General features: G+C 66.9%; 11 protein-coding genes and 2 pseudogenes. 8 read left to right on the top strand and 5 right to left on the bottom strand.

Annotated features, from left to right (window positions below):
- Nucleotides 1-19: 19 nt before the first annotated feature.
- Entirely contained in the window at nucleotides 20-916 is an 897-nt protein-coding gene (locus tag CA606_RS11235) for a flagellar motor protein MotB (RefSeq protein WP_096051062.1), read from the bottom strand.
- Between the two features lie 75 nt (nucleotides 917-991).
- Here CA606_RS11235 and CA606_RS11230 point away from each other — a divergent pair.
- Nucleotides 992-1,891 (top strand): annotated as a pseudogene (locus CA606_RS11230) (NAD(P)-dependent oxidoreductase); the annotation flags it as partial.
- Here the strand turns inward: CA606_RS11230 and bioD are convergent.
- Complete coding sequence (gene bioD / locus CA606_RS11225) at nucleotides 1,888-2,547, bottom strand: dethiobiotin synthase (RefSeq protein ID WP_096051064.1); 660 nt, start codon at nucleotides 2,545-2,547, stop codon at nucleotides 1,888-1,890. The pseudogene CA606_RS11230 and the gene bioD sit on opposite strands and share 4 nt — an antisense overlap.
- Entirely contained in the window at nucleotides 2,544-3,698 is a 1,155-nt protein-coding gene (gene bioF, locus CA606_RS11220; protein WP_096051065.1) for an 8-amino-7-oxononanoate synthase, read from the bottom strand. Before bioF ends, bioD begins: the two co-directional genes overlap by 4 nt.
- Nucleotides 3,699-3,769: 71 nt before the next feature.
- Between bioF and CA606_RS11215 the strand changes: the two genes are divergently transcribed.
- On the top strand, nucleotides 3,770-5,032 hold the full coding sequence (locus CA606_RS11215; RefSeq protein ID WP_096051066.1) for an adenosylmethionine--8-amino-7-oxononanoate transaminase: 1,263 nt from the start codon (nucleotides 3,770-3,772) through the stop codon (nucleotides 5,030-5,032).
- Entirely contained in the window at nucleotides 5,029-5,970 is a 942-nt protein-coding gene (locus CA606_RS11210) for a DMT family transporter (protein ID WP_181242554.1), read from the top strand. Before CA606_RS11215 ends, CA606_RS11210 begins: the two co-directional genes overlap by 4 nt.
- Before the next feature lie 49 nt (nucleotides 5,971-6,019).
- Here CA606_RS11210 and sodC read toward each other — a convergent pair whose 3' ends face one another.
- On the bottom strand, nucleotides 6,020-6,544 hold the full coding sequence (gene sodC / locus CA606_RS11205) for a superoxide dismutase[Cu-Zn] (RefSeq protein WP_096051068.1): 525 nt from the start codon (nucleotides 6,542-6,544) through the stop codon (nucleotides 6,020-6,022).
- A 125-nt stretch (nucleotides 6,545-6,669) separates the two neighbouring features.
- On the opposite strand from sodC, the gene gyrA reads away from it, so the two are divergent.
- The 5 genes from gyrA (at nucleotide 6,670) to CA606_RS11180 (ending at nucleotide 12,336) form a co-directional block, all read left to right on the top strand.
- A complete protein-coding gene (gene gyrA / locus CA606_RS11200; protein WP_096051069.1) occupies nucleotides 6,670-9,429 on the top strand; it encodes a DNA gyrase subunit A in 2,760 nt (919 codons plus the stop codon).
- Between the two features lie 26 nt (nucleotides 9,430-9,455).
- On the top strand, nucleotides 9,456-9,947 hold the full coding sequence (gene coaD, locus CA606_RS11195) for a pantetheine-phosphate adenylyltransferase (protein WP_096051070.1): 492 nt from the start codon (nucleotides 9,456-9,458) through the stop codon (nucleotides 9,945-9,947).
- 151 nt (nucleotides 9,948-10,098) lie between these two features.
- Nucleotides 10,099-10,932, top strand: coding sequence for a peptidylprolyl isomerase (locus CA606_RS11190; RefSeq protein ID WP_181242553.1), 834 nt, complete (start codon nucleotides 10,099-10,101; stop codon nucleotides 10,930-10,932).
- Nucleotides 10,929-11,777 carry a peptidylprolyl isomerase gene (locus CA606_RS11185; RefSeq protein WP_096051071.1) on the top strand — a complete coding sequence of 283 codons (849 nt, stop codon included), beginning with the start codon at nucleotides 10,929-10,931 and terminating at the stop codon, nucleotides 11,775-11,777. The genes CA606_RS11190 and CA606_RS11185 overlap by 4 nt, the downstream gene beginning before the upstream one ends.
- Before the next feature lie 91 nt (nucleotides 11,778-11,868).
- Nucleotides 11,869-12,336: a peptidylprolyl isomerase gene (locus tag CA606_RS11180; protein WP_010919458.1), complete on the top strand. Its 468-nt coding sequence runs from the start codon at nucleotides 11,869-11,871 to the stop codon at nucleotides 12,334-12,336.
- Nucleotides 12,337-12,410: 74 nt separating this feature from the next.
- Here the strand turns inward: CA606_RS11180 and CA606_RS11175 are convergent.
- Nucleotides 12,411-13,387, bottom strand: a pseudogene (locus CA606_RS11175) (endonuclease/exonuclease/phosphatase family protein).
- Between the last annotated feature and the right edge of the window lie 39 nt (nucleotides 13,388-13,426).

Genomic DNA, 13,426 nt, shown 5'->3' with positions numbered 1-13,426 from the left:
CGCTGCGCGCGGCGAACAGTCACAGCCCGTCGGGCAGCACAGGTTTTTCTCGCAGCAGAACGATCGAGATCCGGCGGTTGCCCGCCAGGGTCGGGTCGTCGGCATAGAGCGGTTCGGAATTGGCCTTGCCGGAGACCTGATAGATGCGGTCGTCGTCGACGCCCGCACCGCGCAGCACCTGACGAGAGGCGTCCGCGCGCTGGGCCGAGAGCGCCCAGTCGCCGTCCTGCTTCTTGCCGAAGGCGTTGGCGCTGGTGTGGCCCGAGATGGTCACGCGGTTCGGAAGCTGGGTGATCACCTTGGCGACGGCGCGAAGTAGAACCCGGGCGCGGTCATTGGGCTCGCGCGAGTTCTCCTTGAACATCGAGCGCCCCTCCTGGTCGACCAGCTGGATGCGCAGGCCTTCGGGCGTCTGGTCTATCAGGATCTGCTTCGACAGCTCGGCCAGTTCGGGCATGTCCTGCAGCGACTGCCGCAGGGACTGTGCGGCCGAGGCGAAGCTGTCCTGTTCCTTCTTGGCCAGGGCGTCGCGCAAAGCCTGCTCGCTGGCCGAGTCCAGATTGGCCGTTTCGCTGCTCTGGGCTTCCTTGGTGACGTCCTGGGCCTCGGGCGCCATCTGTTGGACGACCGACAGCTTGCCGTCGGCCTTGGCGCCGTCGTCGCCCAGCGACGTACCGCCCAGGATGCCGCCGGAGCCGCTGGTGGTGGACGAGATCGAAGCCGGCGCGAAATAGTCAGCGATGCCCTGCTTCTGTTCCGGGCTGGTTGTGTTCAGCAGCCACATCAACAGGAAGAAGGCCATCATCGCCGTCACGAAGTCGGCATAGGCCACCTTCCAGGCGCCGCCATGGTGACCATGGCCGCCGCCCTTCTTGACCTTCTTGATGATGATCGGCTGTTCGCTGTTGACCGCCATCGTGCTTAAGCCTGCTTAACCTTAAGCCCGCAACCTGCCCAAAGGTCGTTAAGATGGGGTTGCCGGAACGGCCGTGGCGCGCGTAATCCCAGCCTTCTTTCTAGGAGCAGCGGCATGAAGACGGCGTTTATCGGCATGGGCGTCATGGGCTTCCCGATGGCCGGACACCTGAAGGCCGCGGGCCACGAGGTCGCCGTCTACAATCGCTCCCCGGAAAAAGCCCGTCGTTGGGCCGAAAAGCACGGGGGATCGGCGTTCGAGACGATCGCGCAGGCCGTGGCCGGCGCCGAGGTGGTGCTGCTGTGCGTGGGCAATGATGATGACGTCCGCGACGTCGTGGCGCAGGTGTTGCCGGCCATGGGCGAGGGCGGCGTCATCGTTGATCACACAACCACGTCCGCCAAGGTGGCCCGTGAGATGGCCGCGCATGCGGTCGAAAGCGGCCGGGCGTTCGTCGACGCCCCCGTGTCCGGTGGTCAGGCCGGCGCTGAGAGCGGCCAGCTGACGATCATGGTTGGTGGCGATCAGGCGGCCTACGATCGCGTCCTGCCGGTGATCGCGGTCTACGCCAAGGCCGTGCGTCACATGGGCGAGGTGGGCGCGGGCCAGCTGACCAAGATGTGTAACCAGATCGCCATCGCCGGCGTAGTCCAGGGCGTGGCCGAGGCGCTGCACTTCGCCAAGCGCGCGGGCCTCCCGACCGACGATGTGCTGGCGGCGATCTCGAAGGGTGCGGCCCAGTCGTGGCAGATGGAGAACCGCTGGCCGACCATGGCGCAGGGCAAGTTCGACTTTGGCTTCGCGGTCGACTGGATGCGCAAGGATCTCGGGATCGCGCTGGATGAGGCGCGCAGCAATGGCGCGAAGCTCCCCGCCACCGCCCTGATCGATCAGTTCTACGCCGAGGTTCAGGCCATGGGCGGGAACCGCTGGGATACGTCCAGCCTGGTCGCTCGCCTCGAGACGGACCGTTAAGCCAGCAGGGTGTCGACCAGCGCGTCTGCGTCCCAGGTCGCGGCGCGCGGCGCGCTCAGGATCGGCGCCTGCTGTTCGAACGCGCGGAGCAGGGCGAGCGTCTGATCCAGGTCCGGTGCGTCCAGGTTTTCGCTGACGACGATCGCCGCGATGGTCAGGCCGCGCGCGCGAACCACCTCAAGCGCCGTGAGCAGGTGGCTGGCCGTGCCGAGATAGCTGCCCGCCACCAGCAGCACCGGCAGGCCGAGCGCCGCCATCAGGTCGAGATTGGTCGCCTCGTCGGTCATGGGCGACATCACCCCGCCAGCGCCTTCGATCAGGGCGAGCTCGACGTCGCGCGTCGAGAGCCAGTCCCGGCAGTCGGCGACGAGGTCGTCCATCCGCAGGGTGTCGCCTTCGAGCCGCGCGGCGAGGTTCGGCGCCAGCGGCGCCCTGTAGCGACGCGGCGAGACCTCGGCCCAGGCCTCGGGGCGGCCCAGGGCTCGGGCGAGTCGGGCAGGATCGCTGTCGTCGGGCGCGTGCGGATCAAAGCCGCTGACCACGGGCTTGAAGGCCTCGACCGTCAGGCCCCGCGAGCGCGCAGCCGCGAGCAGAGCACACGCGACATGGGTCTTTCCCAGGTCGGTTCCCGTACCGGCGACGAAGAGCGCCTTCATGAACCGGCTCCCCGCAGTTCGGCGATGGCGTCCACCAGGCGGATCACGTCCGTGTCGTCATGGGCGGCGCTGAACGCGACCCGCAGGCGCGCCGTGCCTTCGGGAACGGTCGGCGGCCGGATCGCAACGACGAGGAAGCCCTGATCCTGAAGGCTCGCGGAGGCGGCGAGGGCGCTTTCGGCCGAGCCCAGTACAACCGGAACAATCGAGCTGCAGGCCTCGGGCAGACCCAGTCGCTGCGTGAACAGTCGCGCCTTGGCCAGCGGAGCCTTGGTGATCGTCGGATCGGCCTCGATAAGGTCCAGCGCCGCAAGCGCGGCGGCGACAGACGCCGGGGGCAGGCCGGTGGCGTACACCAGGGTGCGCGCGCGGGTCTTCAGGAGATCGACCACCGCCTGGGAGCCGCAGAGATAGCCGCCGTAGGACCCTAGCGCCTTCGACAGCGTGCCCATCTGCAGCGGGATCTTGGCGTTCGGAAACAGGGCCCCCGAGCCCCTTCCGCCGGCCAGTACGCCCACGCCGTGGGCGTCGTCGCTGAGCAGCCAGGCGTCATGGCGCTCACAGAGGTCCGACAGCACATCGAGCGGCGCGATGTCCCCGTCCATCGAGAAGACGCCATCGGTCGCCACCATTGCGTGGCGCGCTTTTCCACGTTCGGACAGGAGAAGGCGTTCAAGGTCGGCCGGATCATTGTGCGCGAACTTGATCACCTTGGCGCCGGACAACTGCGCGCCGGCCCAGATGCAGGCGTGGGCCAGGGCGTCGATGAGCACGACATCGCCGGGGCCGACCAGGGTCGGAATGACGCCCGTGTTGGCCAGGTAGCCCGAGCCAAAGACGCAGGCCGCTTCGGCGCCCTTCAGCCTGGCCAACCGCTTTTCGAGGTCGGAGAGCAGCGGATGGTCGCCCGTGACCAGACGGGAGGCCGCCGCGCCGGCGCCGTAGTTCAGCGCGGCCTCGGCCGCCGCTGCGCGAACCAGGGGGTGCTGCGAGAGGTTGAGGTAGTCGTTGCAGGAAAACGAAACCAGACGTTTGCCGTCGCGCTCGACCACCGCGCCGTCATGGCGGCGCGTCGGGGTCAGGCGCCGCCTCAGGCTCTTGGTGTCGAGAGCCGCCAGCTTGTCGTCGGCGAAGGCGTCGAGGCTACGCATGTCGTTTCCCTTTGCGACGGATGAGCCGGGGGCATAGGCAAGGCGCCCCGAGTCCGCAAACGGAAAGCGACATGTCCGAACCCCGCTGGCTGACCGAAGGCGCGCCGCATGTCTGGCGGCCCTACTGTCAGATGAAAACCGCCCGGCCTCCCTTGCCGGTCGTCGCTACGCGCGGTTCGCGACTGATCCTGGAGGATGGTCGGGAGTTGGTCGATGGCTTGGCGTCGTGGTGGACGGCCTGCCACGGCTATAACCACCCGCACATCGCCAATGCGCTGCGCGCGCAGATCGAAGCCATGCCGCACGTCATGTTCGGCGGCTTGGCGCATGAACCGGCTTATCGCCTCGCCCAGCGGCTCGCCGGCCTGCTTCCGGGTGATCTCGACCACGTGTTCTTCGCCGAGAGCGGGTCGGTCGCCGTCGAGATCGCGATGAAGATGGCGCTGCAGTACCAGTTGAACCGCGGCGTGAGCGGCCGGACGCGGTTCCTGGCGTTCCGGGGCGGCTATCACGGCGACACCCTGGCGACGATGACGGTCTGCGATCCGGAGGAGGGGATGCACAGCCTGTTCGCGGGCGTCATGCCGGCCCAGGTGATCGCCGACCTTCCGCGCGATGCGGCCTCGGAAGCAGCGCTCGACGCCCTGCTCGCTGCGCGGGGCTCAGAGATCGCCGCCATGCTGGTCGAGCCTCTGATCCAGGGCGCGGGTGGGATGCTGCCGCACCCGCCAGAGGTTCTGCGAACCCTTCGGCGCCTGGCCGACAAGCATGGCGTGCTGCTGGTCTTCGATGAGATTTTCACGGGCTTTGGCCGGACGGGATCGTTGTTCGCCATGCAGGCGGCGGACGTCGAGCCTGATATCGTCACCCTGTCCAAGGCCCTCACGGGTGGAACCTTGCCGCTGTCGGCGGCGATCGCTCGCCGTCACGTGTTTGAGGCCTTCTGGTCGGATGATCCGGGCGCGGCCCTGATGCATGGCCCCACCTACATGGCCAATCCGCTGGCCTGCGCCGCGGCCAACGCCTCGCTCGATCTTTTCGAGGACGGCGCCTGGGCGCGGGATGTCGCGCGCATTTCGGCCGCGCTAGCTGAAGGACTCGAGCCGTGTCGCCAGGGCGCCGGCGTGGTCGATGTCCGAACACTGGGCGCGATCGGTGTCGTGGAGTTCGACGCCCCCGTCGCGGTGTCCGACCTGTGCGCGCGGTTCGCCGAACTCGGCGCCTGGATCCGCCCCATGGGCAAGGTGGTCTATCTGACGCCCGCCTTTACGACGCCGGACGATGATCTGGCGCTGTTGACGCGCGCGATCCGGCAAGGGATCGGGGTCGATTGACCGCGCCCGCCGGGTCTGGTCCAAGCGGAGCCATGTCCGGCAAGTCATCCCCGCTCTCGGTCCTGGAATATCTGGCGATCTTCGCGATCATCATGACCTGGGGGATCAATAACGCCGCCGCCAAGGTCGCGACCGCCTATCTTCCGCCGATGACCGTCGGCGGTTTGCGCTTTCTCGCCGCGCTCGTCTTCCTGTTTCCCTTTATCCGTCCGCCGTTTCCAGAGCCCAAGCGGCTCGCCGCGATCGTGCTGCTGACGGGGCCTATCCACTTCGGTCTCGTCTATGTCGGGTTCGGCATGGGGCAGTCCTTGAGCCCTCTGGTGGTGGCGAGCCAGCTTTGGATTCCGTTCACCGCCCTGGTCGCCTGGAAACTGCTTGGCGAAACCATGCGGCTGCCGGCTGTGCTGGGTCTGATCGTCGCCTTTGTCGGCGTCGCCTGGATGACGCTCGATCCTCACACATCGGGCGACCTGCCCGCGATCGTGCTGATCGTGATCGCCAGCGCTTGCTGGGCTGTGGCGACGATCCTGGTGCGCATGACCCCCGGCGCGAAGCCTTTGAAGGTGCAGGCGGTCACAGCGCTGTTCGCCGCGCCGACCCTGCTGGCGATGTCCTTCACGTTCGAGACGCGGGTGGTTGAGCGGGTGATGGCCGCGCCGCCCATCGCCTGGGCCTGCGTGATCTTTGCGGGCGTGGTCTCGACGATCGGGGCCAGCGCGCTGCTGTTTTGGTTGGTGCAACGACGGGAGGCTGGACGGGTGACGCCCTACTTCCTGCTGACGCCTCTGGTGTCCTGCACGATCGGCGTGCTGTTCCTGGACGACAAGCTGACGGCCCAGCTGCTGATCGGCGGCGCGGCGACCATGGTCGGCGTGGCGCTGGTGGCGCTGACGGAGAAGCGAGCCCGGGCCGAAGAGGCTTTGGCGGAAACCGCCTAGTGCTTCTTCCGATGGCGGGCGGACCGCCATCGGAAGAAGCTCGTCACGGCTACTTGATCACGCCGCAAGCTACGCGCGCGCCGGCCCCGCCGATCGGCTGGGTCTTGTGGTCGTCGGCGTTGGCATGGACGACGATCGACGAGCCATCGGCGTCGAGCAGGGCCGGGCGGCCGCCGGCGCCCTTCAGCGAAACGAGGGGCGAGTAGACCTCGGCCGTCGCCGAGCCGTCTGCGTTGGCGAAGATGTTCGGCAGATCGCCGCTGTCGTTGGCGTCGGGGTTCAGCAGCCCGTGCACCGTCGTGGCGGCGGTGTGGACGTGGGCGCCCGCCGACTTGAAGTCCGGCGTTCCGCAGTCGCCCTTTTCGTGGAAGTGCGCGGCGTGCCAGCCGGGCGTCAGGCCCTTGAGTTCGAGCTTGAGGAGCACCCCGTGCGGCGCTTCGGTGACCGTCACCACGCCGGCGTCTTTGCCGTCGCCGGTCTTGATGGCGGCCGTCGCGATGGTCTGCGCCAGGGCCGGGGAGGCGGCCATGACAGCGGCGAGGCCGAGGGCGGCGGCGGCGGGGAGACGAGTCATGCGTTTTTTCCTTCGGATTCAAGCGAAACGATGGGGATTAGCCCCCCAAAAGGTGGCGTCGTCCCTATCCGAATGCTAACAGTTTTAAACAGTTCCGTGTCCGATTCTGACGGCGAAAAATCCCCTTGAGCGACGATCAAAACACCATCCCCGCTGACGGTTCGCGCGGGGATATCGCCCCGATCAATATCGAGGACGAACTCCGCCGCTCGTATCTGGATTACGCGATGAGCGTGATCGTCAGCCGCGCCCTGCCGGACGCGCGCGACGGTCTCAAGCCGGTGCACCGCCGGGTGCTGTTCTCGATGCACGAACAGGGACAGACGCCGGAGCGCCCCTACGTGAAGTCGGCCCGCGTGGTCGGTGACGTGATGGGTAAGTATCACCCGCACGGCGACGCCTCGATCTATTTCACCCTCGTGCGCATGACCCAGCCGTTCTCGATGGGTCTGGTCCTGATCGACGGGCAGGGCAATTTCGGTTCGGTCGACGGCGATATGCCTGCGGCCATGCGCTACACCGAGTGCCGCATGGCGCCGCCGGCCATGGCTCTGCTGGCCGATCTCGACAAGGACACCGTCGACTTCGCCGACAACTACGACGGCAAGGAGCAGGAACCGACCGTCCTGCCGTCGCGTATCCCGAACCTGCTGGTCAATGGCGCGGGCGGCATCGCCGTCGGCATGGCCACCAACATCCCGCCCCATAACCTGGGCGAGATCATCGACGCCTGTCTGCTGCTGATCGATCAGCCGGACGTCACGACCGACCAACTTCTGGACCTCGTACCCGGTCCGGATTTCCCGACGGGCGGTGAGATCATCGGCCGCGCGGGCCCGCGTCAGGCGCTGCTGACGGGCCGCGGCTCGGTGATCATGCGCGGCGTGGCCAGCGTGGAAGAGCTGCGCGCCGGCCGCGAGGCCATCATCATCACCGAGATCCCGTATCAGGTGAACAAGGCCAATCTGGTCGAGCACATCGCCGAACTGGTCCGGGAAAAGAAGATCGAGGGCGTCGCCGACATCCGCGACGAATCCAACCGCGACGGCATGCGTATCGTGGTCGAGCTGAAGCGCGACGCCTCGGGCGAAGTGATCCTCAACCAGCTGTACCGCTTCACCGCGCTGCAGAGCTCGTTCGGCGTCAACATGCTAGCGCTGAACCGCGGCCGTCCTGAACAGATGGGCCTGCACAAGCTGCTGCAGCTTTTCGTCGAGTTCCGCGAGGAAGTCGTTGTCCGCAGGACCAAGTTCGAACTGGGCAAGGCCCGTGATCGCGGCCACGTGCTGGTCGGCCTCACGATCGCCGTCGCCAATATCGACGAGTTCATCCACATCATCCGCTCGTCCAAGGATCCGACCGAGGCGCGCGAGCGCCTGGTGGCCAAGTCCTGGCCGGCTGGCGACATGCTGCCCCTGGTTGAGCTGATCGCCGACCCGCGCACGGTGCAGGAAGAGGGCGGCCTGATCCGCCTGACCGACGAGCAGGCCCGCGCCATCCTGGCCCTGACCCTGTCGCGCCTGACCGGCCTTGGCCGCGACGAGATCGGCAACGAGGCCGCAGCCCTGGCCGACGCCATTCGCGGCTATCTGGAGCTGCTGTCCGACCGCGCCAACATCATGGCCGTGGTCCGCGAGGAGCTGGTCGAGGTCCGCGAGAAGTTCGCCATTCCGCGCCGCTGCCAGATCGTCGACGGCGACGCCGACATGGAAGACGAAGACCTGATCGTCCGCGAGGACATGGTCATCACCGTCACCATGGGCGGCTATGTGAAGCGTACGCCGCTGGCCAACTACCGCACCCAGCACCGGGGCGGCAAAGGCAAGTCGGGCATGGCGACCAAGAACGAGGACGCCGTCACCCGCGTGTTCTCGGCCTCGACCCACGCGCCGCTGCTGTTCTTCACGTCTGGCGGCAAGGTCTACAAGATGAAGGTGTGGCGCCTGCCGCTGGGCGTCGCCAATTCGCGCGGCAAGGCGTTCGTCAACCTGCTGCCGATCGAGCCGGGCGAGACGATCACCTCGATCCTGGCCCTGCCGGAGGACGAGGCCACCTGGGGCGGCCTGGACGTGATGTTCGCCACCCGCTCGGGCAGCGTGCGCCGTAACAAGCTCAGCGACTTCGTCGACGTGCGTCGCAACGGCAAGATCGCGATGAAGCTGGACGAAGGCGACGGCATCGTCGGCGTGGCCGTCTGTAACGCCGACCAGGACGTGCTGCTGACCACGGCGGCTGGCCGCTGCATCCGCTTCTCGGTTGACGAGGTCCGCGTGTTCGCCAGCCGTGACTCGACGGGCGTGCGCGGCGTGAAGCTGGCGGGCGAGGACACGGTCATCTCCATGGCCGTGCTGCGCAGCGTTGACGCCACACCGGCCGAGCGCGCCGCCTATCTCAAGCATCAGCGCGCCATGTTGCGCGCCGCGGACGGTGAAGAGGGCGAAGACGCCGTCACCGCCGTCGATGACGGCGATGAAGAGGTCGGCGAAGCCTCCTTGACGCCGGAACGCATCGCCGAGCTCGGCGCGGCCGAAGAAATCCTGCTGACCGTGTCCTCGGAGGGCTTCGGCAAGCGCACCAGCGCCTATGATTTCCGCCGCACCGGTCGCGGTGGTCAGGGCCTTGCGGCGCAAGATCTGAGCAAGCGCGGCGGCCGCCTGGTGGGCTCTTTCCCCATCGATGAGAGCGACCAGATCCTGCTCGTCACCGACCAGGGACAACTGATCCGGGTGCCGGTGTCGCAAATTCGTGTTGCAGCGCGGAATACTCAGGGCGTAACCATCTTCCGCACCGCGCAGGACGAGCATGTCGTCAGCGTTGAGCGCCTCGCCGATTCCGGCGGGGACGACAATCAGGGCGAGGACAGCGGGGCGGACGAGACCCCGTAACCCTCGGAGCCAGAATAGGGGGTTGCATGCGGGTCGGGCTTTATCCGGGAACCTTCGACCCGGTCACCAACGGTCACCTCGATATCATCGGGCGGGCCGTGAAGCTTGTCGACAAGCTGGTGATCGGCGTCGCGATCAATATCGGCAAAGGGCCGCTCTTCTCGCTGGAGGAGCGGGTCGAGATTCTGGAGCGCGAAACCGCGCATCTCAAGAAGATCGCCGAGATCGAGGTGCGGCCCTTCAACAGCCTGCTGATGCACTTCGCCCGCGAGGTGAACGCTCAGATGATCGTGCGCGGCCTGCGGGCCGTGGCCGACTTCGAGTACGAGTTCCAGATGACGGCGATGAACCAGCAGCTGGACCGCGAGATCGAGACGGTCTTCCTGATGGCCGACCCACGCCACCAAGCCATCGCCTCGCGCCTGGTGAAGGAAATCGCGACCCTGGGCGGCGATATCGGCAAGTTCGTGCCGCCGGGGGTGGCGCAGCAGCTTCTGGCCAAGGTGGGTAAAGCCTAGAGCCCTCCGGCTCTAGATGGCTTTCTAAACCCGTCAGGCTCCGGGCTTCGCCGTTATCCGGCCGAATTCCTGCGCTTCAACAACCGCCGCACTTGTCGGACGGGCCGTGGCGTTCTACGCCCGGCCGCGACTGTTCTGTTCGGGGTACTCCATGAAGCTTGCCATGACCGCCGCCGCGCTGGCGCTGGCCGCCACCACGGTTTCTTTTGGCGCGGCCTCGGCCCAGACCGTGTCGGACTGGCGCACGCCCGACCCAAACAACGTCTTGGTGGTCGAGACCAACAAGGGCCGGATCATCGCCGAGCTCTATCCCGAGGTCGCGCCGAACCATGTCGAGCGCGTGCGCGGGTTGGCCAAGAGCGGCTTCTATGACGGCCTGACCTTCTTCCGCGTGATCTCGGATTTCATGGCTCAGACGGGCGATCCGAAGAACACAGGCGAGGGCGGTTCCGACCTGCCGAACCTGACCTCGGAATTCAATTTCCGTCGGGGCGCTGACATGCCGCTGGGCGCGGGCTTCAAGGTCGGCAGCAACGAGTCCGGTTGGGTCATGGCGCTGCCGGTCACCAGCCAGCCCTCCGCGCTGGCCGTGATGACCGCCGACCGCAAGGTGTCGACCTGGGGCAACTTCTGCCCCGGTGTTGTGGGCATGGCGCGCGCGGGCGACCCAAACAGCGCCAACAGCCAGTTCTACTTCATGCGCGCGGCGAACGCGGGCCTGGACAAGACCTACACCGCCTTTGGTCGCGTGCTGCAGGGCGTGGATGTGGTCAAGGCGATCAAGATCGGCGAGCCCGTTCCGGACCCGCAGGACAAGATGCTGAGCGTCAAGCTGCTGGCCGATATCCCGGCGGACAAGCGTCCGACCCTTCAGGTGATGGACACCCGCGGCGCCGCGTTCAAGGCTCTGGTGACCAAGCGCCAGGCCGAGCTCGGCTCCAGCTTCACCAATTGCGACGTCGACGTCCCCGCTCAGGTGAAATGATGATCCTCTCGCGCGCGCTCTTGGCCGGGCTTTGCCTGGCGGCCTCCGCCTCCGTCGTCGCCGCAGCGCCCAAGGCGCTCAAGCCCACCGAGGCCGACTGGCGCACGCCGGCACCCGAGACGGTCATGGTGATCGACACCAACAAGGGGCGCGTGCTGGTCGAACTCGTCCCCGAGGTGGCCCCCAACCATGTGGCGCGTCTGCAGGATCTGACCCGCGCGGGCCTCTATGATGGCCGTACGTTCTTCCGGGTCATCGACCGCTTCATGGCTCAGACCGGCGATCCGACGAACACAGGCGAGGGCGGTTCGGATCGCCCGAACCTGAAGGCCGAGTTCACATTCCGACGCGCCGCCGACACCGGTTTTGCGCCCATGGCCGCGCCGGCCGGGCTGGAGGTCGGCTACCTCAAGTCATTGCCCGTCGTCAGCCAAGGCTGGAGCTGGAGCGAGGTGACCAGCGACAAGAAGGTCGCCGCGTGGGCCACCTATTGCCCCGGCGTGATCGGCATGGCGCGGAGCGAGGATAACAACTCCGCCAACAGCCAGTTCTTCCTGATGCGCCAACCCTATCCGTCGCTCGACAAGCGCTACACCGCGTTTGGTCGGGTGATCAGCGGCCTTGAGGCCGTTCGCGCCATCAAGACCGGCGAGCCTGTCCCCGCGCCCCAGGACACGATGCAAAAGGTCCGTCTGCTCTCGGACATCCCCGAGAGCGAGCGGCCCAAGGTGCGCATCATCGACCCCAAGGGCCCCTGGTTCGCAGCAGAGACCAAGCGCCTGCGTGCCGAGAAGGGGGCGGACTTCTCGGTCTGCGATATCGCGCTTCCGGTCGAGGTTCGCTGAGGCGAAACCGATTTCCGGCCGCAACTTGGTTCACAGGCGGGCGTGAACCGCGCTAGAAGCGCGCATAACACTCGCCATCCAAGGGAAGACCATGTCGGCCGACCTCGAAAACACCCTCATCCTGACGCTCGAGAGCGGTCCGGTCACGATCAAGTTGCGTCCGGACCTGGCGCCCGGCCACGTGGCCCGCATCAAGGAGCTGGTTCGCGAAGGCTTCTACGACGGCGTCGTCTTCCACCGCGTGATCCCGGGCTTCATGGCCCAGGGCGGCGACCCGAGCGGCACCGGCCGTGGCGGTTCGGACAAGCCGGACCTGAAGGCCGAGTTCAATGACGAATCGCACGTGCGCGGCGTCTGCTCGATGGCCCGCACGCCGAACCCGGACTCGGCCAACAGCCAGTTCTTCATCGTGTTCGACGACGCCACGTTCCTCGACAAGCAATACACTGTCTGGGGCCAGGTGACCGAAGGCATGGAACATGTCGACGCCCTGCCCAAGGGCGAGCCGCCGCGCGCGCCGGGCAAGATCGTCAGCGCCAAGATCGCCGCCGACGCTTAAGAGCCCTTTGGCTCAGGCTCCAAGGCCTGGCGCGACCCTCGGAAACGGCCTCGGACATTGTCCGGGGCCGTTTTCTATTGGCGGCGCAGCGTCACCAAGATCGGTCGATGGTCCGAGCCCAGGGCGGGGCCGCGTTCGACCCTGACGGCGCGCCATTGCTCTCCAGCGTAGACGTGGTCGATCGGAAGAAACGGGGCGGGGGCGGCCATGACGCGGGAGAACTTCCCCGCCGGCCATGACGCCATCGCCCGGGTCCAGCGACGCAGGCCCAGGGCCTTGTCCTGCCGTTTCAGGGTGAATGACCAGGGCGTGGAATTGAAGTCGCCGGCCAAGATCATGCTTTTTCGATCAAAACTCGAAGCCAGCCTGACCACCTTGCGGCTCTGGGCCTGCTGAGGGCCGGCCGGCACGGGCCAGGTGTAGTGCACACCTATGACCGTGAAGGGACCCTTCGCATCGGCCAGCGTCGCCCAGGCCGCAGAAAGGTAAGGGCCTTCGTACGCCGCTCCGCCTCTGGCGAGCATCTTCTTCCGCGAAAAGATCCAGGCGTCGCAACGCACGCCCTTCTCGCAAGAGGTGAACGGGTAGCTCGCGCGCAGTGCTTTGACGATCGGGCGAGAGTCGCCGCCGCCCTCCTCGAGAATCACGACATCGGCGTCTTGGGCGAGGATCCAGGCGAGGCTCTTTTCCGGCGTTTGGTTGCTATGCCAGACGTTGAACTGGATGATCTTCAAGTCGCTTTGAGCAACCGTCGCCGGCTTGAAACGCGCGGCGGCCCACAGCTCGGGCGTCATCAGGATGGCGCAGGCCAGAAGGCCGATCCCACCCAGCGAGACCATCACCCATCGCTCGGCGCCGCGGGCGCAGACCCCCCCAAGGCGATCGCGCCGACAGCCATGGCCAGCCAAAGCGGCGCGGCGTGGGTGAGGGCGTCGAGCCGATCGCTGAACGCCCCGCCGAGGCAAGCCAGGGACATGCCTGCGCCGACCAGGCCGAGCATCAGCGCGGTGCCACGGAAAAGCAGGCTCAGAAGTTGGGCGAGCAGGCGCATAAACGGCCCATAGCACGCCCGTGCGACGGCGAAAGAACG

The sequence above is a fragment of the Caulobacter vibrioides genome, assembly GCF_002310375.3.
GTDB lineage: Bacteria > Pseudomonadota > Alphaproteobacteria > Caulobacterales > Caulobacteraceae > Caulobacter > Caulobacter vibrioides_D.
This window is presented reverse-complemented; position numbering and strand designations above follow the sequence as displayed.